We start from the raw sequence: 21893 nt of genomic DNA, 5'->3' as shown, positions 1-21893 counted from the left end.
AATTGTGTGAAGCCGCGCAATATCCTCTCCGAATACAAAGCCCCGGCGCTGGGGGACGCCGGGGCTTCGCCTGGAAGGTACCTTGGGGGCTCAGGTATCTTTGGAAAGGTGCTGTCGGGCTCAGTAGCAGCGGTTGATCATCCGCCAGCGGGGTCCCCAGGGGGTTGGGACCAGCCGGCGCACATAACAGCCGCCATAGCCGTAGGAGACGACGGGGCCGCGGGCATAAAAGCGCGGTCCACCCCAGCCGTTGCCGTGGTGCCAGCCACCGCCGCCGTGCCAGCCGCCGCCGCCACCATGCCAGTGCGCGGAGGCGGAGGTCGGCGCCAGCGCGGCACCAAGCGCAACCGCGGCGACGGCGGCGAGGGAAAGTTTCCTCAACATGGTGATCTCCTCAAATCTGTTGGCGCGGGGCTATCGCGTCGATGGAAAGGCCGCCGAAACGGTCTGCCTCTGAAAGAGGCTTTGGTTTCGATGGACCCGAGGTTATCCGAGCGAGGCTGAACCAAACCCTGACGAGGCCTTCAGAATGGGTTCATCTGGGTGAAATCATTGTAATCCACGTTGGACTTCCAACCCTGAAAGGGGACCCACCACGCGTCCGCAATGGATGGGAAGGAGACCACGCTGAAGCTAAGCTTCGCGTCTGCCTTGAGTGCTACGGTCATATAGACCTGCCATGGTCGATCCTCAGTCACACCAGGAAGGGGCCTTCGCGTGATCACCGTTTGGGGCGGACAGACCTCGCGATCGATCCGGGTCGTATGGGTGCTGGAGGAGATGGGCCTTCCCTACCGCGTGCGGCAGGTGGACATGCTGGCCGCCAAGCAGGACCCCGAGTTCCTGGCGGCCAACCCCGCTGACTACATCCCGGCGATCCAGGACGGCGACGTCGTCATGGTCGAGTCGATCGCGATCATGGAGTACCTGATGGCCCGCTACGGGCCGACGCCGCTGGCGCCCGCGCCGCAGGATCCCACGTTCCCCGCCTACCAGCAATTTCTGCATCTGGGCGAAGCCGGTCTCGCGACCCTGATGATGCCCGTCGTCGTCAGCCGCTTCATCGCGCCCGACGCCGAACGGGAGAACTGGGGCGCGACCTGGTGCCTGCAGTCGTTCCAGAAGCGGCTAAAGCTTGTCAGCCAACGGCTTGCCGACTCGTCCTACCTTGCCGGCGAGGCTTTCACAGCAGCCGACATCTCGGTGACCTACGCCCTGAACCTGGGCCAACGGAACTGCGGGATCACCCTCGGCGACGCCGAACAGGCCTATTTCGCCCGCACCACCGGCCGCGACGCCTACAAGCGTGCCATGGAGCGTTCGCACGAAGGGGTGAACACCTGATTCCCGTTTCGTCCGCGAATCGAGACACGAGAGGTCAGCACTCAACGTCATGGGGTCGAAAGCGGCCCTAAGCCCGACGCCGACCTTCGGACGCCCAGATCGCCGCCATCTACAAGTATCGGTTCAGGTGAACACTCGCCCTCGGCCTGCGGCGAAGCCCCCGCGAGCCCGTTTGGGCGGTCGCTTGCCGTATCGCGAAGGCGCCGATATAAGCCCGGCAACTCCGAACCACTGTTTCTCTTCAAGGACAACATCATGGCCATCGAACGCACCTTCTCGATCATCAAGCCCGACGCCACCGCGCGCAATCTCACCGGTGCGGTTAACGCCGTGATCGAGAAGGCGGGCCTGCGCATCGTCGCGCAGAAGCGTATCCGCATGACCAAGGAACAGGCCGAGACCTTCTATGCGGTCCACAAGGCGCGCCCCTTCTTCGGTGAGCTCGTGGAGTTCATGACGTCGGGCCCCGTGGTCGTCCAGGTGCTGGAAGGCGAGGGTGCCGTCGCCAAGTATCGCGACGTGATGGGCGCGACCGATCCGTCCAAGGCGGCTGACGGCACCATCCGCAAGCTCTACGCAAAGTCGATCGGCGAGAACTCCGCGCACGGCTCGGATGCGCCGGAGACCGCCGCGATCGAGATCGCGCAGTTCTTCTCGGGCAACGAGATCGTCGGCTGATCCGTCAGCCGATAAGGTAACGAGACGCGGCGAAAGGACGTAGTGTGAACTGGCTCTGGCAGATCTTCGATCCCGCTACGATCGGGGCATTCTTCACCCAGTTCCGCGTTGAGATGGCCGAACCGACCTTTTGGGTCGCGGTCGGCAAGATCATCTGGATCAACATCCTCTTGTCCGGCGACAATGCGCTGGTGATCGCGCTTGCCTGTCGCGGCCTCAAGCCGCGGCATCGGCTGTGGGGCATGATCCTCGGTGCGGGCGCCGCGGTGCTGCTGCGGATCATCTTCACGGGCATCGTCGCGAGCCTGATGGAGTTGCCGTACCTCAAGCTGGTGGGCGGCCTCGCGCTGATCGTGATTGCGGCCAAGCTGCTGGTGCCGGAGCAAGAGGACGAGGACGGCGTCGAGTCGGCGTCGCATCTGTGGCAGGCCGTGCAGATCGTCGTCGTTGCCGACATCGTCATGAGCCTGGACAACGTCATTGCGGTGGCCGCGGCCGCCAATGGCAGCGTGCCCTTGCTGGTGCTCGGTCTTGCCATCAGCGTGCCCTTGATCGTCGCCGGCGCGGCGCTGATCATGGCGCTGCTCGCAAAGCTGCCGGTTCTGGTGTGGGCCGGCGCGGCGCTGCTCGGCTGGATCGCGGGCGAAGTGATCGCGACCGATCCCGGCATCGCGCCGAGGCTGCATGCGCTGTTCGACGGTCCGTTCGGCGCTTCGCTCGACAACATGCTCGGCGCCTTGCGCATCCCGCCGCAATTCGCCCATGGCGGCGGAGGCGGCGACTATCTCTGCGCAGCTCTCGGCGTCGTTGTCGTGCTGGTCGTCGGCTCCATCTGGCGCCGCCGCAGCATGAGCGCGGCCGCGCTCGAGTCCTCCGAACGCCACGTCAAGGCCTCGGCGGAGTAGATCTATCTTTTGAGCATGATCTCTTGGGAAAAGCGCTAGCGTCGGACGATCGAGCCGGCGCGGTTGATCAGGCGGGCGAGCGCGCGGAAGCGGCTGCCGACTCGATCCGCGACGAGATCGCCGAGGCGGTGCTCGAACACCAGCAACAGCTTGCGGCCCATGCTGCGGAAATGCGTCGCGGGCAAGACGCCCGGACGCGCCGCCGAGATCAGATGTGCGACGCGGAAGGCCGCGCCCAGCAGGCGGGCGCGTTCGAGCTGCGCCGGCGTCAGCAGCTCCTGCATGGCGACCGGCGGCTGGTTCTCCTCGCTGAGGCCCGCATAGCGATAGAACACGGACAACCCGACGAAGGCGCGCTCGGTGTGGGTGATCGCGCCGAAATTACCGTTGACGACGAGGCTCAGCGTCTGCTCGCCGCGATGGTCGGGATGCACGCGCCACCCGATGTCGGACAGCAGGCACGCGGCGTGGCGCAGGCGGCGGTCTTCTTCGGTCTCGCGCAGCTTCACCACGCGCGCGAGGCGGTCGGTCCAGGCGATCAGCTCGCGGGCGTGCTTTGCCGAACGCGACAGCAGCTGGTTCAGCTCCTCGGCCGCGCAGATCAGTCCGTCCTTGTTGCGCTCGGACTCCGGCAGCTTCTCGTGCAGCAGGCCCTCGCGCACGCCGAAGGTCGAGAACACGATGGTCTTCGGCTTCGCCACCCGGATGATGTGCTCGAGCACCAGCGCCGCATAGGTGAGGAGCGGACGCCGGGCATCGGCGACGATCTCGATGTCGGCGAGCATGCCGGCGGCCGCAAGCCGGCGGAGACGACGCGAGAAATCGAGCGCCTCGGCCGCCGAAATCGAATAGCCGTGCATCACCTGCAGCGGATAGCCGCTCTGGATGATGTGGATGCGCGCAAGCGCGCGCCAGGTGCCGCCGACCGCGTAGAAGCTGCGGCTGCTCCCCGCCTTGAGCTGCGGCACCCCATCGAGCGCTTCGCGCACGATGCGGTCGGCGCGTTTCAGGGATTTATGCGCGAGGTCCTGCAGCGCGAGGCCGCCGAGCGGCAGCGTCACGCCGCTGCGCACGGTGTTTTTGCGCACGTCGATCAGTTCGAGCGAGCCGCCGCCGAGGTCGCCGACGATGCCGTCAGGATGATGGATGCCGGAGATCACGCCAAGCGCCGACAGCCGCGCCTCGCGCGGGCCCGACAGGATCTCGATCTTCACCGCGCAGATGCGCTCGGCTTTCGCGATGAAGTCGGCGCCGTTGGAGGCATCACGGCAGGCGGCGGTCGCAATCGCAAACACCCGCCCAACCTGCATGACCCGGCACAGCGCATGGAAGCGCTTGAGCGAGGTCAGCGCCTTGTCGACGGCGTCGGGCGCAAGCAGTCCCGTGCTCTGCACTTCGCGCCCGAGGCCGCACAGCGTCTTCTCGTTGAAGATGGGAATGAGGCTCCGCGTCAGTCCCTCGTAGACGACGAGACGGACCGAGTTGGAGCCGATGTCGATGACCGCGACGCTCGAGCCGCGCTTGCGCGGCCGCTTCACGTCGACGATCCCGGATCAGGATTGATGACGTTCATTACGGCGCGTGAGGCGGCGCGGCGAGGATTCCTTGAGCGACTTACCACGGCCAGACAGACTCGGATTTGTCATGAAGTAGTTGTGGACGTTGAAAGGCTCCTCGCCCTTCGCGGTCTTCATACGCGTTGAGGACCCGTCCGGCAACAATTGCCAGCTCTGTTCATTGTCCTTGAGATTCGCGACCATGATCTGTTCGAGAACCTGCTGATGCACCGTGGGATTCTGCAGCGGACACAGCACCTCGACGCGGCGGTCGAGGTTGCGCGGCATCATGTCGGCTGAGGAGATATATACAGCCGCTTTCGCGCTCGGCAGGCCCTGGCCCATGCCGAAGCAGTAAATTCGGCCGTGTTCGAGGAATCGTCCGATGATCGACTTGACGCGGATGTTCTCCGACAGGCCGGGAATACCGGGCCTGAGGCAGCATATACCGCGCACCACGAGCTCGACCTGCACGCCGGCCTGGGAGGCCTCGTAGAGCGCGTCGATGATATCGGGGTCGACCAGCGCGTTCATTTTCATCCAGATCGCAGCAGGCCGGCCGTGCCGCGCATGCGCGGTCTCGCCCTGGATGTGCTCGATGATGCGCTTGCGCAAGGTCAGCGGAGACACCGCCATCTTTTCCAGATCGCTCGGCGCAGCGTAGCCGGTGATGAAGTTGAACACGCGCGCGGCGTCGCGGCCGATGGTCGGCTCCGAGGTGAAGTAGGAGAGGTCGGTGTAGATGCGCGCGGTCACCGGGTGGTAATTGCCGGTGCCGGTGTGGACGTAGGTCGTGAGGCTGCCGCCCTCGCGCCGCACCACCATCGAGAGTTTCGCGTGGGTCTTCAGTTCGAGGAAGCCGTAGACGACCTGCACGCCGGCGCGTTCGAGGTCGCGCGCCCAGCGGATGTTGGCCTCCTCGTCGAAGCGGGCCTTCAGCTCGATCAGCGCGGTGACGGATTTGCCGGCTTCGGCGGCTTCCACGAGCGCGCGCACGATCGGCGAGTTGCTGGAGGTGCGGTAGAGCGTCTGCTTGATGGCGACGACGTCGGGGTCGCGCGTCGCCTGCTGGAGAAACTGCACCACGACGTCGAAGGATTCGTAGGGGTGATGGACGACGAGGTCCTTCTGCCGGATCGCAGCGAAGATGTCGCCGCCTTGCTCGCGCACGCGCTCGGGATGGCGCGGCACGTAAGGGGTGAATTCGAGATCGGGCCGGTCAAGGCGGGTGAGCTGCGAGAGCTCGTTCATGGCGAGCACGCCATCGACCAGGAACACCTCGTCGTCGGCCGTCGACAGCGCGTGCTGCACGAAACTGCGCAGCTGCTCCGGCATCTTGGCGTCGATCTCGAGTCGGATCACCGAACCGCGGCGGCGGCGCTTCAGCGCGGTCTCGAACAGGCGGACGAGATCCTCGGCCTCTTCCTCGATTTCGAGTTCGGAGTCGCGGAGGACGCGGAAGGCGCCCTGGCCGTGAAGATTGTAGCCGGGGAACAGGCGGTTGATGAACAGCGCGGTGGCCTGCTCCAGCGAGATCAGCCGGACGACCTTGCCGTCAGCCGGCAGACGGATGAAGCGGTCGATCTTGCCGGGCATGCGGATCAGCGCGTTCATCTGCTTGCCGTCGGCGGCGCGCGTGAGCTGGAGCGCGATGGTGAAGCCGAGGCTCGGAATGAACGGGAAGGGGTGGGCCGGGTCGATCGCGAGCGGCGTCAGCAGCGGGAACACGTTGCTGAGGAAGTAGTCCTCGACCCAGGTTCGTTCCGCCTTGGTGACCTCCTTGCCCTCGACCAGCACGATACCCTCGTCGGCGAGCGTGCCGCGCAGGTCGCGCCAGATTGCCTGCTGGTCGGAGGCAAGCTGCGAGACGGTCCGGTTGATGAGCGCGAGCTGCTCGGACGGGGTCAGACCGTCGGGGCTGCGCTCAGCAATACCCTCGCGCACCTGGGCCTTGATGCCGGCGACGCGGACCATGAAGAACTCGTCGAGGTTATTCGCTGAAATCGACAGGAATCGCACCCTCTCCAGCATGGGGTGGCTGGGATTGACCGATTCCTCCAGGACGCGGCGGTTGAAGTGCAGCCAGGAAAGCTCGCGATTGATGAACCGCTCGGGGCTCGATGCGATCGCCGGCGGGCCTTCGGCTTCCGGGGCTTTTTCTTTAACTTCAACAGCTTGCGCAGAATCCATCAGAAGTCGGTCCATCCAGTTCGCCCCAATTTGCGACTTACGCGCAAAACCCGCGGGAGCATGTGTTAGAGCGATGACGTTTCGATGACATTGATGTTCCGCCGCCCGGCCGCGTCAACCCGCCTTGGTCAGACATCCCGGAGCAGCTCGGCCGCCAGGGCCCGGGTGACGGGGCGGCCGAGGCGCAAGGCCTCGCTGTCCAGCAGGTCCACAGCCCGTCGGGCGGCGGCCGAGGACCGCTCCAGGCGAGTGGCGAGGTAGCTGACCACGCTCTCGTCCACCGCGAGCTGGCGGTCGGCGCAGAACTTGACGATCAGGCCGCGGAAGAGCTGGTCGTCGGGCGGCAGCAGCGAGACAACGGGGACGGCGCGGAGCCGCGAGCGCAGGTCGGCGAGCTCGATCTCGAGAGACGCGGGCACCTCGCGTCCGGTGAAGAGGACGTAGGCGCCGTCCTCGCGGGCCAGATTCATCAGATGGAACAGGGCGCGCTCGTCGAATTCCCTGGCTTTGGGATCCTCGACCACCAGAGCGCCGGTGGCGAGCGCAGCCGGGACGGCCTCGGCGGTCAGCCCATTGGCCGTGGTCGAGCGGGCGCCTGAAGCCTCGGCCCAGATCGCGGCGAGATGGCTCTTGCCGCTTCCTTCCGGGCCGGCCAGCCACATGATTCGGTTCGGCCATTCCGGCCAGGCGTCGATGAGGGCAAGACCGGCGGCGTTGACGGGGCCTTCGAGGAAATTGTCCCGGCTCAGGCTCTCCGCATGCGGAAGCGAAAACGCCAACTGTCGGGGATGAACGCGGCTTGGCACGCTTGCTTTGCTCCGTGCCGGCGTGCCGGCTTCGTTTGACGAGATGCGACCTAATCGAGCGGGAGTTGGCCTTTTACGGGGCCGCTCCCAACTCACTTGGCCTCGATCGTGCTCATGTGCCGCAACCATTCGACAAGATAGAGCGACACGGAGGAGAGCGTGAAGACCGTGACGAGGCCCATCAGGATTATATCATAAGGACCGGGTTTGAAGCCGAAGGCGAGGGCGGCCAGCACCAGCGCCGCGAACGCCACTTGGGCCACAGTGTTGAGCTTGGATACCTTTGAGGGCTTCATCTCCACAGGTCGGTCGAACAGCCACGATATGATCACGGCGGCGACGATCATGATGTCGCGCGAGACCACCAGGATGACGATCCAGCGCGGAATCGCGCCCCAGATGCCGAGCGCCATGTAGATCGAGACCAGCAGCGCCTTGTCGGCGAGCGGGTCGAGCAAGGCGCCGAGCTCGCTCGTCATGTTGAAGCGCTTGGCAAGGAAGCCGTCGACCGCGTCGCTGATACCGGCGATCAGGAATACGGCGAACGCCACCTCCATTTGGCTCGACACGATGGCCCAGACGATGATCGGGACCAGCATGATGCGGCCCAAAGTAATGATGTTCGGTATACTCACACGGCGCTTCCCGGCACCCGGCCTGACCTCGAATTCGGCCCTTTGGAGGCTGAACCGGTTGATATCTCTACATAGTATACGGCGGCGCGCCATGCGAGCCATTGCGCGTCCCCGGAATTCGACGTAACCAGCCGCAAACCCACTGGAAATCGGGCATGACCGACCGCAAAAACGGCCTCACTTACGCCGATTCAGGCGTCGATATCGATGCGGGCAACCGCTTGGTCGACCTGATCAAGCCGATGGTGCGCGCCACCGCACGGCCCGGCGCCGACGCCGAAATCGGCGGATTCGGCGGCCTGTTCGATCTCAAGGCGGCCGGTTTCAAGGATCCCATCCTGGTGGCCGCGACCGATGGCGTCGGCACCAAGGTCAAGATCGCGATCGAGACCGGCCTGCATGGCGGGATCGGCATCGACCTCGTCGCCATGAGTGTCAACGACCTCGTGGTGCAGGGCGCCGAGCCGCTGTTCTTCCTCGACTATTTTGCCTGCGGGAAGCTCGATCCGGAGGCGACCGCGTCGATCGTCGCCGGTGTCGCCGAAGGCTGCCGCGAATCCGGCTGCGCCCTGATCGGTGGCGAGACGGCCGAGATGCCCGGCCTCTACAAAGACGGCGACTACGACCTCGGCGGCTTTGCCGTCGGCGCCGCGGAGCGGGGCACGCTCTTGCCGCGCAAGGACATCGCCGCCGGCGATGCCGTGATCGGGCTCGCTTCGTCGGGCGTGCACTCCAACGGTTTCTCGCTGGTGCGCAAGATCGTGGAACAATCCGGCCTCGGCTTCGGGGCGCAGGCGCCGTTTGCGCCCGTCATGACGCTCGGCGGCGCGTTGCTGACGCCGACGCGTCTCTACGTCAAATCCTGCCTGCGCGCGATCCGCGAGACCGGCGCGGTGAAGGGGCTTGCCCACATCACCGGCGGCGGCTTCACCGACAACATTCCGCGCGTGCTGCCGAAGCATCTCGGCGTCGGTATCGATCTGGCGCGCCTGCCAGTGCTGCCGGTGTTCAAATGGCTGGCCGCGCAGGCCGGCATCGCCGAGCTCGAAATGCTGCGGACCTTCAATTGTGGGATCGGCATGATCGCGATTGTCGAGCCGGACAAGGTCGAAGAGGTCGTGGAGATCTTCACTGACGCCGGTGAGACCGTGGCACAGCTCGGCAGCGTGATCCCGGCCGAGGGCGAGCACCGCGTCGTCTATAACGGCCATCTCGACCTGGCGCTGTAATGACCGGCGCTGTAATGAAACGCCGCGTCGCCATCCTGATTTCCGGCCGTGGCTCCAACATGGCTGCGCTGATCAAGGGCGCGGCCGCGCCGGATTTTCCGGCGGAGATTTCGCTCGTCATCTCGAACAAGGCCGATGCGCTGGGGCTGGAAAGGGCCAAAGCGAGCGGCGTGAAGACGCTGGTGATCGAAAGCAAGCCGTTCGGCAAGGACCGCGCCGGCTTCGAGAAGGTGCTGCAAGCAGCACTCGATCAGCACGGCATCGAGCTGATTTGCCTCGGCGGCTTCATGCGCCTGTTCACGGCCGAATTCACCAAGGCGTGGTACGGGCGGATGCTCAACATTCATCCCTCGCTGCTGCCGTCCTTCCCCGGTCTCGACCCGCACGGCCAGGCCTTGCGCGCCGGCGTCAAGCTGTCCGGCGCGACGGTGCACTTCGTGATCCCCGAGACCGACGCCGGCCCAATCGTGATGCAGGGCGCGGTTCCCGTCAGCGACCACGACACGGCGGACACGCTGTCGGAGCGTATCCTTGAAGTCGAGCACCGCATCTATCCCGCAGCACTGAGCCTGCTCGCGACCGGCAAGGTCCAGATCGAGGGCGATGTGTGCAAGACCGCGGGCAGCGGGCCGTCGGAGAATTTTCTGGTTTCGCCGTTGGTGCGGTGAAGCGCCGTCGCACTCGGAATACTTCTCATTCCAAACAAAAACCCCCGGCAGAGCCGGGGGCAACGTCATGATCTCTTGCGCAGACCGCGAGAGAAATCAGGAAACCTTGAGGTTCTCCGCGGATGCCTTGCCGCGGTTCTCCACGAGATCGTATTCAACCACCTGATTTTCATTGAGGGTCGAGAGTCCGGCGCGCTCGACGGCGGAGATGTGGACGAAGACGTCCTTGTCACTGCCGTTCGGCTTGATGAACCCATAGCCCTTGGTCGGGTTGAACCATTTGACGGTGCCCTTTTGCGGCATCCTCAGTCTCCTCCGCTAGATACAAAAACGACGCGGCCGCTTTTCGCGTGCCACGCCACAAACGGGCTTCCGGTAGTCTGTTCGAGTCTTGAGTCTCAATGTCGCGAAACGCACAGTCGAGCGGCCAATTCCGATTGTGTCTGATATTGCAACATGAAAATCGCCCGTTAGCAAGCCGCGCGCGAATTTCAAGACTTCGACCCGAGTGCCCGTCCGCAATTTGCGACCTGTGGCCGCGGAACCACAATCGGAAGCAATGCCTTTGCCGGGACGCGCCAGCCGGTTGACCCTCAGTAACAGTTCGGCACAAATCGCGGCACGCGTGCGCCGCTCCTGTTGCTTTTTTGCGCGCCGCCCTTTGCTTCAGGATTTGTCGCCATGTGCTGCATTTCGCAGCCCTCAGAGACACGGCAGGCGATCAGGCTGAACCGCGTCCGCTGGATCGCGGCTGCCGTGGCGTTTGCTCTCATCATGGTACTGTCGACGAAATCAGGCTTTGCGCAGAGTCCCACGCCCACGCCGACCCCGACACCCACGCCGTCACCGACGCCGATTCCGATGCCAATTCCGATGCCGACCGCGACCAATTACGACCAGTCGGCCGGCAACAGCTCGCTCAATCTCGGCTCGAATTTCCTGGAGCGGCTCGGAAACCAGGCATCTGGCGGCGTCAACCGGGCGTTTCGGACCAATCCCGGCGGCGGCGGCGCGTCGGCGAGCACGGAAGACCCGCGCTACCGCACCTGGTTCGAGGGTTATGGCATCTCGGTCCGGACGGATGCGCAAGGAGACTTTGTCGGCGACAAGCGCAAGACGTTTGGCGGTGTCGCAGGCTTTGGCGCGCGGCTCGCGCCGGGTGTCAATCTCGGCTTCTCCGTCGACCAGAGCCACACCGATATCGACGTGCCGCTCGCACTTCAGTCCGCCACGCTGGATCTGACGCAACTCGGCTTCAGCGGCTCGGTCGACAAGGGCCCCTGGACCTGGGCCTTCGCGGTGGTGCACGGCTTTGGCAAGGTCCGCTCCAGCCGGGATACTGGCCTGGGACTTGCGACCGCGGGTTATCGCGCCGCAATCGACGGCGCGCTGACCGAGATCAGCTATTACTGGACCAAGGACCAGATGCGCATCGTGCCCAAGGGCGCACTGGAATATGTCCGCGCCACCAGCGTCGCGTTCCAGGAGGTTGGCGGCCTCGATCCACTCAATGTCGGCTCGACGGCGCTCTCGCGCGCGCGCGTCATGATCGGAGCCGAGATCGGGCGCTACTTCATCTTCGACCAGAAGATCCTGGACCTGTCCGCCTACGGCAAGTTCGTCGACAATTTCTATCAGAACCTGGGATCGGTGCAGGTCAGCCTCGGGACCCAGAGCATCGTCGTGCCCGGCATCGGCGAGAGCCGCTACGGTACGGATGCAGGCGCCTCGGCCTCGCTCAGCCTGACCAACACGGCGCGGCTCTACGTCAACTACGACGGCAAGTTCCGCAACGAGCTGACGTCGCACCAGGGCACGGTCGGCTTCGAATATCGGTGGTGAAGCGAAGCCTGCCCGCGTCGGCCAGAGGAGGATCCGGAAAACTGCGAAGCGGTTTTACGAAAGCATCATGCTCGAGCTTTAAGTCGGCATTGCCGCGACATAACCCGTCAATCCAAAGGCCGCGCGCGCGGCCGTCATCATCGGCGCCAGCGCGTTCGGGTGGATGAACTCGTCGCGGAAACAGGGATGGATCTTGGGATCGAAGATTTTCTTCAGCCAATCGACCACGATCTTGTGGCGCTCGGAGGCGCGGAACTCCTTATGATAGGTGAGCCAGAGATCGGCGTGGTGGCTGACGCCGAGATCGACGGCAACCAGCGGGGCGCCGAGCGCGATCGAAACCGTCGGCAGGAATCCGATGCCGGCGCCGCGCTCCACCGCATAGAGCACGCCGACCGAGGAGTTGGTCTTGATCCCGACGATGCCCTCGAGCGACTTCAGTCCGAGCACGCGGGCGTAGGCGCCGTCGTCGACCTGCGGAGCGCTCTGCTTGATGATGCGGTGGTTCTTCAGCTCGGCCAGGGTCGCGGGCACGCCGTAGAGGTTTTCGTACTCCTTGGAGACGAAGGGATAGATGTGCAGGCGGCCGAGCTTGGCGACGATCAGATCGGGATTGGTCGGCGGCTCGAGCTGGATCGCGATATCGGATTCGAGCCGCGCGACGTCGGCCTGTTCCATCGCGCAGCGCAGGTCGACGGTGATCTTGCGATAGGTTTTCTGGAAATCGATCAGTCGCGGCAGAATCCAGAAATTTCCGGGGCCTTCCGTCACCGCGACGCGCACGGTGCCTGACATATCGTTCGACGATCGCGAAGCACGCCGGAACACATTGAAGGCATGACGCTCCATGTGCGCGACGTCGGCGATCATCGCGCTGCCTTCGTCGCTGAGCGTGAGCCCGCTCTGGTCGCGCAGGAACAGCTTGCAGTCGATGCTCTCTTCGAGCCGGTCGATCCTGCGCATCAGGGTGGTGGAGGTGAGCCCGAGCTCCTCGGCGGCGTTGCGGAAGCTTTTATATTTTGCGCAAGCTAAAAACAGTTTCAAATCGTCCCAGGACATGTCCAGGGTTTCTTCACGGTGCTGCATCACCGCAGCACCCCGGTGCAATAACTGCTGCATACGCCTGATCCCCAGCCGCTAAGCTCATCGCCATAGCGGGGCACGAAAGCCGCGAACGATAGAGGGGCGACATGAGTATGGAAAGGGGCTCGTTTGCCGCAAGGCATGATTTCGACGCGCTGCCGCTCAGTCCGGATGTCGACGTCCGTCGCGCCAAATTTTCCGAAATCGCCGCGCTTTCGCAGTTGGCGCACCGGCTGGTGCCGGGCGTTCGGATCGGGGCGACTGAGCTTGCAAAATATTTCGCCTTCGATCCCGAGAGCATCCTGACTTTCAGCCGGAAGGGCAACCTTGTCGGCGGCATGGCCTTCCTGTTTCTCAACGATCGCGGGCATGATGCGTTGCTGCTCGACGAGATCTGCCTCACCGCGCCGGAGACGCGCTATCTCGCGTCCGCGAAGGAAGACGTTTCCGCTATCTACATCTGGGCGATCGCGGCGACGGGGCGCGGCGTCGCCGGTCTCGGCAAGGCCGCGGCTCATCTTAGACAGCTAAGGTTTCGCAACGCGGATTGCTATGCGCAGCCGTCAACCGTGGCCGGCCGCGACATCATGAAAGCGACAGGCTTCGAGCCTGTTCCAAGCTTCCAACCCGACCTCTGGTGCTACGAGCGGCCCTGGCATCGGCAGCCGATGCGCATGCCGAGCGCGATCATCCAAGCAAGGAGTTTTGCAGATGCACGGTACTAGGATTCCTCTCGCCAAGCCCGATTCCCGCGCCATCACCATTCGCCTCGCGCGCGATCTCACCGATCTCATGCTGGTCACCTCGATCCGCTCAGCCGTCTATCTCGCCGAGCAGGATTGCCCGTTCGATGAAGAGTTCGACGGCAACGACATGGTTGCCGCGCATTTCATCGGCTATGTCGGCAACGAGCCTGCGGGCTGTCTGCGGGTGCGGTTCTTCGGCGATTTCGCCAAGGTGGAACGGCTTGCGGTGCGGCACCAATACCGGCGGTCGCGCGTCTCGTTCAAGCTGGTACAAGCGAGCGTCGACTATGTGAAGCGCAAGGGCTTTCGCAAGATCTACGGCCAGGCGCAGGACCGGCTGGTCGATTTCTGGGCCCATTTCGGCGCCAAGCCGCTTGGTCACAATCGCAAGATCACATTTTCCGACTTCTCCTACACAGAAATGCTGCTGGAGATCGAACCGGGTCCGGATGCCATTACGCTGGACAGCGATCCTTACGTGATCATCCGCCCCGAGGGCGATTGGGACCGGCCGGGCGTGCTCGACGCCTCGGCAGGACGGGCTGTGACGTCGCCGCTGCGGGACGTCGCGCTCGCTGGCCGTTGAAACTGGTGCAGCTGCGCGCAAAACCATGCTGGTTTCCATCACAGACGATCCGCCGATCCTGGTCTGCGCGGATCTCCAGGTCGAATATCTGACCCCCGGACGTCGCCACGTCATCCTCGACGGCGATGCCGCAACGGCGCGCTGCGTGGAACTGCTGACGTTCTGGCGCGACAATCTCTGGCCGGTGATGCATCTGAAGCGCATCGCGCAGGCGGCCTGGTTCAATCCGGCATCCAAGCTGACCGATTGGATCGCGAAGGCGAAGCCGCGGCCGGGAGAAATGACCTTCGAGCACCCGCTGCCGTCGGCCTACAGTTCGGCGCGGTTTGTGGACTACATGTCCAATATCCGCAATGTCCGTTGCGTGCTCGCGGGCTTTTCCCTGGACGAAACCGTCCTGGCCACCGCTATTGACGGGTTTCACCGCAGTCATCGCTTCCAGGTGGTGGCCGACGCGGTGGCCTGCCGGCAGCCGGGGACTGGCGATGCTGCCGCCTACAAGCATGCGGTAGTGAATGTGATCGGGAATTTTGCTACAATCCAGTCCAGCGCCGAACTGATCAGAACCAGCGGCGCCGTTGCGGTGTAGGCGGCCGCGATCGACGGATGGAGTGGGACATTGTCACGGGGAGATCAGCTCGAGGAGCTGGCAAGCGACCTGTCGCGTGCCGCCGAGGCGGCACGCCGTCTTGGTCTGCCAACGACGGTGTATCTGCTCTCGATGGCGCTGGTGGAGGTGCGGGAGGCCGCTGCCGCCGATAGCGATGGGAATGACGACGGTGCGGCGTGACAGCTGCCCGATGTGCGGCTTTGTGCAACGCAGCTGAGCGCTTCCTGCCGACGAATTGACGTTGCAAGTTTTGCGCGGTGGCAATAGCCAAGGAGCTGGATCATCGAGTGATGACGCTGGCCGCGCCGGCGACGTGACGCTTTCAAGGATTCCTGCAAATGTCCATGCTGCCCAATTCGCAAGAGGCCCGGGATGTGGCCTACCAGCTCCATCCCTACACCAACGCGCGCGCCCATCAGCAGGCCGGTCCCCTGGTGATCGAACGCGGCGAGGGGCCTTACGTGTTCGATGCGTCAGGCAAGCGCTATTTCGAGGCGATGGCAGGCCTGTGGAGCGTCGGACTCGGCTTCAACGAGAAGCGGCTGGTCGACGCCGCGCACAAGCAGATGCTGGCGCTGCCGTTCTATCACACGTTCTCCGCCAAATCGCACGGGCCCTCGATCGATCTCGCCGAGAAGCTGGTCGCGCTCGCGCCTGTTACGATGAGCAAGGTGTTCTTCACCAATTCCGGCTCGGAGGCCAACGACACTGTTCTGAAGTTGATTGCCTATCGTTCCAATGCGCTCGGCCAGCCACAGCGCAAGAAGGTGATCAGCCGGATGCGCGCCTATCACGGCGTCACCATCGCGTCCGCCAGCCTCACCGGGCTGCCGAACAACCACCGCTCTTTCGACTTGCCGCTCCCGAACATCCTGCACACGGGCTCGCCGCATTTCTACAAGGATGGCGCGCCCGGGGAGAGCGAGGAAGCGTTCGCGACGCGGCGGGCCGAGGAACTCGATGCGCTGATCCAGAAGGAAGGCCCGGACACGATCGCTGCGTTCTTCGGCGAGCCGGTGATGGGCGCGGGCGGCGTCATCGTGCCGCCGGCGACCTATTGGGACAAGATCCAGAAGGTGCTGAACAAGTACGACATCCTGTTGGTCGCCGACGAGGTCATCTGCGGCTTCGGCCGCACCGGCAAGATGTTCGGCTGCGAAACCTACGGCATCAAGCCCGACGCCATCGTGGTCTCCAAGCAGATCACCTCGAGCTATTTCCCGCTGTCGGCCATCATGATGAACGATCGCATGTTCGAACCGATCGCCGACGAGAGCAACAAGATCGGCGTGCTCGGCCACGGCTTCACCGCGGGCGGCCATCCGGTCGGCTCGGCGATTGCGCTCGAGAATTTGAAGATCATCGAGGAGCGGGGCCTGGTTGCGCACGCCGCCGAGCTCGGTGGCTACATGCAAGGCAAGCTGCGTGAACTCACCAGCCATCCACTGGTGGGCGAGGTCCGCGGTGTCGGCATGATCGCTGCGATCGAACTGGTGCTGGACAAGGCGCGCAAGACCGCAGCGGCAACGCCGGGCGCCGTCGGCGGCATGGCCAGCCGCATGCTGCAGGAGCGCGGCGTTATCTCGCGCAACATGCTCGATGCCATTGCCATCTGCCCGCCGCTGATCGTCACCAAGACTCAGATCGACGAGCTGGTCGCGGCGATTTCAGGTGTGCTGGACGACATGAAGCCGGAAGTGGCGAAGCTGACGCCGGCGTAGGAACGGCGCTTCACGCGTGAGCGTAGCGCTCTATCACACCCCCGGTGTCGTCCTGGCCTAGTGCGCAATTGCGCACTAGGCCAGGACGACATCGGGAGGCATCGGGGCTATTCCGCTCGCTGAACCCCGATCACGCGGCCTTTCTCGACCGCCAGCGCCAGCTCGCCGCGCTTCAGTTTCAGGGCGGCCTCGCCGAACAGCTCGCGGCGCCAGCCGCGTAGCGCCGGCACGTCGGCCTCGTCGTCGGCCGCAATCTCCTCGAGATCGTCGACGGTCGCAATCACCTTGCTGGCGACCGCATGGCGCTCCGCGGTCATGCGCAGCAACACCTTCAACAGTTCGACGATCGCGGCGCCATTGTTATTGTTGCGCGGCTTTTCCAGCTTCGGCAGCGTGGCGTGATCGCGCGCCAGCCCGCGCTCGACAGCGGCGACGATGTCGGCGCCCCATTTGGATTTCTCAAAACCCTTCGGCACGGAGCGCAGGTTTGCGAGCTTCTCGATCGTGTTCGGCGCATGGGTCGCGATGTCGCTGACGGCCTCGTCGCGCAGCACGCGGCCTCGCGGCACGTCGCGGCTCTGCGCCTCCTGCTCGCGCCAGGCGGCGACCTCCATTAGGACCGCAAGGTCCTTGGGCTTGCGCACCCGCGTCTTGAGCCGTTCCCAGGCGCGCTCGGGATGGAAGTCGTAGGTCTTGGGCGAGGTCAGGACTTCCATCTCGATCGAGACCCATTCGCTGCGCCGGCGCTTTTTAAGGTCGGCATCGAGCGCTGCGAACACGTCGCGCAGATGCGTGACGTCGGACACGGCGTAGTGCATCTGCTCCTTGGTCAGCGGCCGGCGCGACCAGTCGGTGAAGCGGTGGGTCTTGTCCGGGCGGTGTCCGGTGACCTTCTCGACCAGGGCGTCGTAGGCGATGCTGTCGCCGTAGCCGAGCACCATGGCCGCGACCTGGGTATCGAACACCGGGTGCGGGATGATACCCGCCTGGTGCCAGATGATCTCGATGTCCTGGCGGGCGGCGTGGAACACCTTCAACACGCCCTCGTTGCCCATCAGCTCGAAGAACGGCTTGAGGTCGATGCCCTCGGCCAGGGTGTCGATGACGATTGCTTCCTCGGCGCTGGCCATCTGCACCACGCACAGCAGCGGGTAATAGGTGGTCTCGCGCAGGAACTCGGTATCGACGGTAATGACGGGGTGCTTGGCCAGCCGGCTGCAGGCAGCCGCAAGGTCAGCGGTGGTGGTAATCAAATCCATGAACGGCCCATGACAAGTCCATCAGCCGTTCTGCCGAAAGCGCTGTGATGTCAAGGGGCTCGAAGCGAATTCGAGCCTTGCATTTGGACCGGAATCGCATTTTCCGACGAAAATCCTATTCGTAGCGGACCCGCCGGGAGGGTTTGCGCGCGCAGGGCAGTGCCACCACGACCACGCACATGGCGACCAGCGCCAGCCCCAGGAACTCGAAAACCAACAGATCCACGGCAAAATCCCCCAGCAACATTGCTAAACTTGTCGGGGGCGAATTGAGGGTCTGTTAATTCTCGTGGTTACCGGCGGCGGGTCGGGCCGGATGGTGGACGGGGGGTTAACGGCCGCGGCATGCTATGCAGGCGTCACGGCATCCGGCGTCAGGTCATGAGCTTCGGCAGGGCGGTCGCCAAGGCGTCCACGGCGGCGCGAACTTTCGGCGGCATCCGGGACGAGCGTGGCCAGAGCGCGTGACAGTCGTAGAGAAATCCCGGCTGACCGCTCAACAGAGTGACGAGTCTACCGGCGCGCAGGCGTTCGCGGACTAGCCAGTATGGCAGCCAGGCCAGTCCCATCCCCTGTGACGCGGCGTCCGCGATCGCGTCGAGATCGTCGAGCCTGAGCCTTCCCGCCGGCACGATTTCGCTCGGAGGCTGGCCCTCGCGGGGAAACAGCCACGGCCGGACGCGTCCGGAGCGGCGATAGATGATCGCCTGATGCTGGGCAAGATCGTCGAGCGATTTCGGCTTGCCGTTGGCGCGCAAGTACGAGCGCGTGCCGCACACCACCATGCGCTGGCTTGCGATGCGCCGCGTCATCAGGCCGGATTGATCGTGTAGATCGCCGGTCCGGATCGCAAGATCATAGCGGCCCTCGATGATGTCAGCGATCGGGTCGCCGAACGAGAGATCGAGCTCCAGATGGGGATATCGTCGCGCGAGCTTCATCAGCAAGGGGGCGATGCAGTGCCGGCCCAGCAGGGCGGGCATGGTCACGCGGAGCCGGCCACGCGGCTCGGACAATTCATCGGAAGCGACGGCGTCGGCGGCCACGGCTTCAGCGAGCACAGTGCGGCAGCGCTCGTAGTAGGCTTGGCCAGTCTCGGTCAGGCTCTGGCGCCGTGTGGTGCGGTTGAGGAGGCGGACGCCCAGGCGCTCCTCGAGGAAACGAACGTGCTTGCCGACCATTGGCCCCGACATTTCGAGCGCATCGGCGGCAGCGGCGAACGAGCCCACATCCACCGCCTTGACGAAGACGGCCATGCTGGTCAGGCGGTCCATGATTGCAAACTCCTGGTTTCGACTGTTCACCTCTCCGCACGCTTTATCCGGCGCCGCCCGGTTGGCATAGGTCCATTGAATTCAATTATTTTGGAGTGTGTTCATGGCGCGCGTCGTTCGCTTCCACAGACATGGTGGCCCCGAGGTGCTGCGCATCGAGACCGTCGACGTCGCGCCGCCAGGGAGGCGCGAGGTGCAGATCAGGGTCAAGGCCCTCGGGCTCAATCGCGCGGAAGCGCTCTTGCGGAAGGGGACCTATATCGAGACCGCGACCTTTCCGTCCGGCCTCGGTCTCGAGGCCGCCGGCATCGTCGAGGCGATCGGCGAAGGCGTGAGCGGCTTCTCGCCGGGCGAGGTCGTCAGCATCGTGCCGCCCGTGTCGATGGTGCGATGGCCGGCTTATGGCGAGCTCGTCACGTTTCCGGCGGAGTTCGTCGTGAAGCACCCGCCCGAGCTCGGCTTCGACGCCGCGGCCGCGGTATGGATGCAATATCTGACGGCGTTCGGCGCTCTGGTCGATATTGCTGGGCTGGAGCGAGGGGAGTCCGTAGTCATCACCGCGGCGTCGAGTAGCGTCGGGCTTGCAGCGATTCAGATCGCGAACCGGATCGGTGCGATCCCGATTGCAGTGACGCGAACCTCGATCAAGCGGCAGGCCCTGCGCGATGCTGGCGCCGCCGACGTCATCGCCTCCGTGGAAGAGGACATCCGGTCACGGCTGCAGGACATTGTCGGCTCAAACGGCGTTCGCGTGGTGTTCGACGCGGTCGGCGGTCCCATATTTGGGCCGCTCACCGCCGCGATGTCGCCGGGTGGCGTTCTCATCGAATATGGCGGCCTGAGCCCAGAGCCAACGCCGTTTCCGCTGGTCAACGTACTGACCAAGAGCCTGACGCTGCGCGGCTATCTCGTGCACGAGATCATCCGCGACCCCGCGCGGCTTGCTAAGGCGAAGACCTTCATCCTCGACGGGCTGCGGGACGGCGCATTGCAACCGATCATCGCCAAAACGTTTCAGTTTGAGGAGATCGTCGAAGCGCATCGCTTTCTGGAGTCAAACGAGCAGTTCGGCAAGATCGTGGTAACGATCTGAGCGAATGATCGTCTTGAACAAACGATTTCGGCACCCCCGCATCTGGATTATGCCTTCGGCTCGTCCACGTGCGCACCGAGCTTGCCTCACGTCCCGCAGAACGTCTGCAGCACCCGCTGCTCCGGCAGCGGCGGATCGGCGTAGGCTGCATAGTCCGGCTGGCCCTCGAACGGTTTAGCCAGCACCATCACGAATTCCTCGAACGGCGTGTAGTCGTCATCGTTGACCGCGGCCTGGATCACGGCCTCGACGCGGTGGTTGCGCGGGATGAACATCGGGTTGACGGCGTGCATGGCGGCTTGCCGTTCGGCTGCGGTTTGCGGCTCCAGCGCCGTGCGCTCGTGCCAGCGCCTGGCCCACTCGTCGAACGCCGCGGGGTCCATGAATTGCGCGCGTGCATCGTCAGCAGCCGGATCGCCAGCGGCGTCGCCGAGTTTGCGGAAGGTGAGGGTGAAGTCGGCCTGGTTCTTGGCCATGGCGTCCAGCAGGTCCTGGATCAGCGCGTCGTCGCCGTCGCGCTCCGTGAACAGGCCGATTTTCTTGCGCAGGCCCGCCTGATAGGCGTCGCTGAACGTGTCGGAGAAGGCGCCAAGAATGTCCTGGGCCTCGGCGACCGCCTTTTCCTGATCGTCGGAAAACAGCGGCAGCAGGCATTCGGCAAGCCGGGTCAGATTCCACAGCGCGATGCGCGGCTGGTTGGCATAGGCGTAGCGGCCCATCTCGTCGATCGAGGAAAACACTTGCGACGGATTGTAGGCGTCCATGAAGGCGCACGGACCGTAATCGATGGTCTCGCCTGATATCGATGAGTTGTCGGTGTTCATCACGCCGTGGATGAAGCCGACTAGCAGCCAGCGTGCGACCAGATCGGCCTGGCGTGCGACGACGCCACCGAGCAGCGCGTGATAGGGCCGCTCGGCGCCGAGCACCTCCGGATAGTGCCTGGCGATGACGTGGTCGGCGAGCCGGCGAATGGCATCGGTGTCGCGGCGGACGGCGAAGAACTGGAAGGTGCCGACGCGGATATGGCTCGAGGCGACGCGGGTCAGCACCGCGCCGGGCAGCGCGGTCTCGCGGATGACGTGCTCGCCGGTGACGACGGCAGCGAGTGAGCGCGTGGTGGGGATGCCCAATGCGAACATCGCCTCGCTGACGATGTATTCGCGCAGCACCGGCCCGAGCGCGGCACGGCCGTCGCCGCGGCGGGAGAATGGGGTGGGACCGGAGCCCTTGAGCTGGATGTCGCGGCGGATGCCGTCCTTGTCGATGACCTCGCCGAGCAGGACCGCCCGTCCGTCGCCCAGCTGCGGAACGAATTGCCCGAACTGGTGGCCGGCATAGGCCATGGCGATCGGATCGGCGCCGGCGGGAACCGTCTTGCCGGCCAGGATTTCGGCGCCCTCAGGGGTTTCCAGCACATCAGGATCCAGCCCGAGCTGGACCGCCAGCGGCCGGTTCAGCTTGATCAGCCGGGGCGCTGCCACCGGCGTCGGTGCGACCCGGGCGAAAAAGCTGTCCGGCAGCGCCGAATAGGAGTTCTGGAACGGGAAATGGACTGTCATGGCCTCAAGATAGGCGTGGAACGCCTGATGGCAAAGGCTTGAGCCGAGATTGGGCAAAAATGGCCACTTCCAGCCGAAAACGGGCCGTTCCCTTGGTTGCCGCCCC

22 protein-coding genes are annotated in these 21893 nt (G+C 64.5%); 12 read left to right on the top strand and 10 right to left on the bottom strand.

The window, feature by feature from the left end; translation table 11 throughout:
- Positions 1 to 120: 120 nt before the first annotated feature.
- Complete coding sequence (locus BcanWU425_RS23210; protein ID WP_204511002.1) at positions 121 to 384, bottom strand: sulfur globule protein precursor; 264 nt, start codon at positions 382 to 384, stop codon at positions 121 to 123.
- Positions 385 to 717: 333 nt separating this feature from the next.
- On the opposite strand from BcanWU425_RS23210, the gene BcanWU425_RS23205 reads away from it, so the two are divergent.
- From BcanWU425_RS23205 to BcanWU425_RS23195, 3 genes are all read left to right on the top strand, one after another.
- Positions 718 to 1344 (top strand): glutathione S-transferase family protein, encoded by a 627-nt coding sequence (locus BcanWU425_RS23205; RefSeq protein WP_204511003.1) that lies wholly within the window; start codon positions 718 to 720, stop codon positions 1342 to 1344.
- 255 nt (positions 1345 to 1599) lie between these two features.
- Positions 1600 to 2022: a nucleoside-diphosphate kinase gene (ndk, locus tag BcanWU425_RS23200; protein WP_018456271.1), complete on the top strand. Its 423-nt coding sequence runs from the start codon at positions 1600 to 1602 to the stop codon at positions 2020 to 2022.
- Positions 2023 to 2066: 44 nt separating this feature from the next.
- Positions 2067 to 2927, top strand: a complete 861-nt coding sequence (locus tag BcanWU425_RS23195) for a TerC family protein (RefSeq protein WP_018456272.1) — start codon at positions 2067 to 2069, stop codon at positions 2925 to 2927.
- A gap of 35 nt (positions 2928 to 2962) precedes the next feature.
- Here BcanWU425_RS23195 and ppx read toward each other — a convergent pair whose 3' ends face one another.
- The 4 genes from ppx to BcanWU425_RS23175 all read right to left on the bottom strand — a co-directional run bounded on the left by ppx (position 2963) and on the right by BcanWU425_RS23175 (position 8114).
- The gene (gene ppx, locus BcanWU425_RS23190; RefSeq protein WP_018456273.1) at positions 2963 to 4465 is read right to left on the bottom strand and encodes an exopolyphosphatase; all 1503 of its coding nucleotides are present in this window, start codon (positions 4463 to 4465) and stop codon (positions 2963 to 2965) included.
- Positions 4466 to 4480: 15 nt separating this feature from the next.
- A complete protein-coding gene (locus BcanWU425_RS23185) occupies positions 4481 to 6673 on the bottom strand; it encodes an RNA degradosome polyphosphate kinase (RefSeq protein ID WP_026233127.1) in 2193 nt (730 codons plus the stop codon).
- Between the two features lie 128 nt (positions 6674 to 6801).
- Positions 6802 to 7479, bottom strand: a complete 678-nt coding sequence (locus tag BcanWU425_RS23180; RefSeq protein WP_026233128.1) for a DnaA ATPase domain-containing protein — start codon at positions 7477 to 7479, stop codon at positions 6802 to 6804.
- 92 nt (positions 7480 to 7571) lie between these two features.
- Positions 7572 to 8114 (bottom strand): CDP-alcohol phosphatidyltransferase family protein, encoded by a 543-nt coding sequence (locus BcanWU425_RS23175; RefSeq protein ID WP_026233129.1) that lies wholly within the window; start codon positions 8112 to 8114, stop codon positions 7572 to 7574.
- 155 nt (positions 8115 to 8269) lie between these two features.
- Between BcanWU425_RS23175 and purM the strand changes: the two genes are divergently transcribed.
- Positions 8270 to 9343, top strand: a complete 1074-nt coding sequence (gene purM, locus BcanWU425_RS23170; RefSeq protein ID WP_085352944.1) for a phosphoribosylformylglycinamidine cyclo-ligase — start codon at positions 8270 to 8272, stop codon at positions 9341 to 9343.
- 14 nt (positions 9344 to 9357) lie between these two features.
- The gene (gene purN / locus BcanWU425_RS23165) at positions 9358 to 10011 is read left to right on the top strand and encodes a phosphoribosylglycinamide formyltransferase (protein ID WP_204511004.1); all 654 of its coding nucleotides are present in this window, start codon (positions 9358 to 9360) and stop codon (positions 10009 to 10011) included.
- A 96-nt stretch (positions 10012 to 10107) separates the two neighbouring features.
- Here purN and BcanWU425_RS23160 read toward each other — a convergent pair whose 3' ends face one another.
- The gene (locus BcanWU425_RS23160; protein ID WP_007591938.1) at positions 10108 to 10314 is read right to left on the bottom strand and encodes a cold-shock protein; all 207 of its coding nucleotides are present in this window, start codon (positions 10312 to 10314) and stop codon (positions 10108 to 10110) included.
- A 378-nt stretch (positions 10315 to 10692) separates the two neighbouring features.
- Here BcanWU425_RS23160 and BcanWU425_RS23155 point away from each other — a divergent pair, with 378 nt between their 5' ends.
- Positions 10693 to 11853, top strand: a complete 1161-nt coding sequence (locus BcanWU425_RS23155; RefSeq protein WP_204511005.1) for an autotransporter outer membrane beta-barrel domain-containing protein — start codon at positions 10693 to 10695, stop codon at positions 11851 to 11853.
- A 78-nt stretch (positions 11854 to 11931) separates the two neighbouring features.
- Here BcanWU425_RS23155 and BcanWU425_RS23150 read toward each other — a convergent pair whose 3' ends face one another.
- Positions 11932 to 12972: a LysR family transcriptional regulator gene (locus BcanWU425_RS23150; protein ID WP_018456281.1), complete on the bottom strand. Its 1041-nt coding sequence runs from the start codon at positions 12970 to 12972 to the stop codon at positions 11932 to 11934.
- 71 nt (positions 12973 to 13043) lie between these two features.
- On the opposite strand from BcanWU425_RS23150, the gene BcanWU425_RS23145 reads away from it, so the two are divergent.
- The 5 genes from BcanWU425_RS23145 (at position 13044) to BcanWU425_RS23125 (ending at position 16599) form a co-directional block, all read left to right on the top strand.
- Complete coding sequence (locus BcanWU425_RS23145; protein WP_026233132.1) at positions 13044 to 13661, top strand: hypothetical protein; 618 nt, start codon at positions 13044 to 13046, stop codon at positions 13659 to 13661.
- Positions 13648 to 14268 carry a GNAT family N-acetyltransferase gene (locus BcanWU425_RS23140; protein ID WP_018456283.1) on the top strand — a complete coding sequence of 207 codons (621 nt, stop codon included), beginning with the start codon at positions 13648 to 13650 and terminating at the stop codon, positions 14266 to 14268. The genes BcanWU425_RS23145 and BcanWU425_RS23140 overlap by 14 nt, the downstream gene beginning before the upstream one ends.
- Positions 14269 to 14293: 25 nt before the next feature.
- On the top strand, positions 14294 to 14857 hold the full coding sequence (locus BcanWU425_RS23135; protein WP_018456284.1) for an isochorismatase family protein: 564 nt from the start codon (positions 14294 to 14296) through the stop codon (positions 14855 to 14857).
- Between the two features lie 30 nt (positions 14858 to 14887).
- Complete coding sequence (locus tag BcanWU425_RS23130) at positions 14888 to 15058, top strand: hypothetical protein (protein WP_007609402.1); 171 nt, start codon at positions 14888 to 14890, stop codon at positions 15056 to 15058.
- 158 nt (positions 15059 to 15216) lie between these two features.
- Positions 15217 to 16599 carry an aspartate aminotransferase family protein gene (locus BcanWU425_RS23125; protein WP_018456285.1) on the top strand — a complete coding sequence of 461 codons (1383 nt, stop codon included), beginning with the start codon at positions 15217 to 15219 and terminating at the stop codon, positions 16597 to 16599.
- Positions 16600 to 16706: 107 nt separating this feature from the next.
- On the opposite strand, the gene rnd is transcribed toward BcanWU425_RS23125, so the two are convergent.
- Together rnd and BcanWU425_RS23115 are read right to left on the bottom strand one after the other, a co-directional pair.
- A complete protein-coding gene (gene rnd / locus BcanWU425_RS23120) occupies positions 16707 to 17858 on the bottom strand; it encodes a ribonuclease D (RefSeq protein ID WP_018456286.1) in 1152 nt (383 codons plus the stop codon).
- A gap of 374 nt (positions 17859 to 18232) precedes the next feature.
- Entirely contained in the window at positions 18233 to 19132 is a 900-nt protein-coding gene (locus tag BcanWU425_RS23115) for a LysR family transcriptional regulator (protein ID WP_018456288.1), read from the bottom strand.
- A gap of 103 nt (positions 19133 to 19235) precedes the next feature.
- Between BcanWU425_RS23115 and BcanWU425_RS23110 the strand changes: the two genes are divergently transcribed.
- On the top strand, positions 19236 to 20225 hold the full coding sequence (locus tag BcanWU425_RS23110) for a zinc-dependent alcohol dehydrogenase family protein (RefSeq protein ID WP_204511006.1): 990 nt from the start codon (positions 19236 to 19238) through the stop codon (positions 20223 to 20225).
- An 86-nt stretch (positions 20226 to 20311) separates the two neighbouring features.
- Here BcanWU425_RS23110 and BcanWU425_RS23105 read toward each other — a convergent pair whose 3' ends face one another.
- Complete coding sequence (locus BcanWU425_RS23105) at positions 20312 to 21787, bottom strand: protein adenylyltransferase SelO (protein ID WP_204511007.1); 1476 nt, start codon at positions 21785 to 21787, stop codon at positions 20312 to 20314.
- Positions 21788 to 21893 lie beyond the last annotated feature (106 nt).

Source organism: Bradyrhizobium sp. WU425 (assembly GCF_021052305.1).
Classification (GTDB): Bacteria; Pseudomonadota; Alphaproteobacteria; order Rhizobiales; family Xanthobacteraceae; genus Bradyrhizobium; species Bradyrhizobium canariense_D.
The sequence above is the reverse complement of the archived record's forward strand: the minus strand, read 5'-3'. Positions and strand labels throughout refer to the sequence as shown.

Coding starts and splice junctions, on each gene's coding strand:
- purM (WP_085352944.1), top strand. CDS start 8,270: ATGACCGACCGCAAAAACGGCCTCACTTACGCCGATTCAGGCGTCGAT.
- rnd (WP_018456286.1), bottom strand. CDS start 17,858: ATGGATTTGATTACCACCACCGCTGACCTTGCGGCTGCCTGCAGCCGG.
- BcanWU425_RS23115 (WP_018456288.1), bottom strand. CDS start 19,132: ATGGACCGCCTGACCAGCATGGCCGTCTTCGTCAAGGCGGTGGATGTG.
- BcanWU425_RS23210 (WP_204511002.1), bottom strand. CDS start 384: ATGTTGAGGAAACTTTCCCTCGCCGCCGTCGCCGCGGTTGCGCTTGGT.
- BcanWU425_RS23160 (WP_007591938.1), bottom strand. CDS start 10,314: ATGCCGCAAAAGGGCACCGTCAAATGGTTCAACCCGACCAAGGGCTAT.
- ndk (WP_018456271.1), top strand. CDS start 1,600: ATGGCCATCGAACGCACCTTCTCGATCATCAAGCCCGACGCCACCGCG.
- BcanWU425_RS23105 (WP_204511007.1), bottom strand. CDS start 21,787: ATGACAGTCCATTTCCCGTTCCAGAACTCCTATTCGGCGCTGCCGGAC.
- BcanWU425_RS23125 (WP_018456285.1), top strand. CDS start 15,217: ATGTCCATGCTGCCCAATTCGCAAGAGGCCCGGGATGTGGCCTACCAG.
- purN (WP_204511004.1), top strand. CDS start 9,358: ATGAAACGCCGCGTCGCCATCCTGATTTCCGGCCGTGGCTCCAACATG.
- BcanWU425_RS23135 (WP_018456284.1), top strand. CDS start 14,294: ATGCTGGTTTCCATCACAGACGATCCGCCGATCCTGGTCTGCGCGGAT.
- BcanWU425_RS23140 (WP_018456283.1), top strand. CDS start 13,648: ATGCACGGTACTAGGATTCCTCTCGCCAAGCCCGATTCCCGCGCCATC.
- BcanWU425_RS23185 (WP_026233127.1), bottom strand. CDS start 6,673: ATGGATTCTGCGCAAGCTGTTGAAGTTAAAGAAAAAGCCCCGGAAGCC.
- BcanWU425_RS23145 (WP_026233132.1), top strand. CDS start 13,044: ATGAGTATGGAAAGGGGCTCGTTTGCCGCAAGGCATGATTTCGACGCG.
- BcanWU425_RS23155 (WP_204511005.1), top strand. CDS start 10,693: ATGTGCTGCATTTCGCAGCCCTCAGAGACACGGCAGGCGATCAGGCTG.
- BcanWU425_RS23110 (WP_204511006.1), top strand. CDS start 19,236: ATGGCGCGCGTCGTTCGCTTCCACAGACATGGTGGCCCCGAGGTGCTG.
- BcanWU425_RS23150 (WP_018456281.1), bottom strand. CDS start 12,972: ATGCAGCAGTTATTGCACCGGGGTGCTGCGGTGATGCAGCACCGTGAA.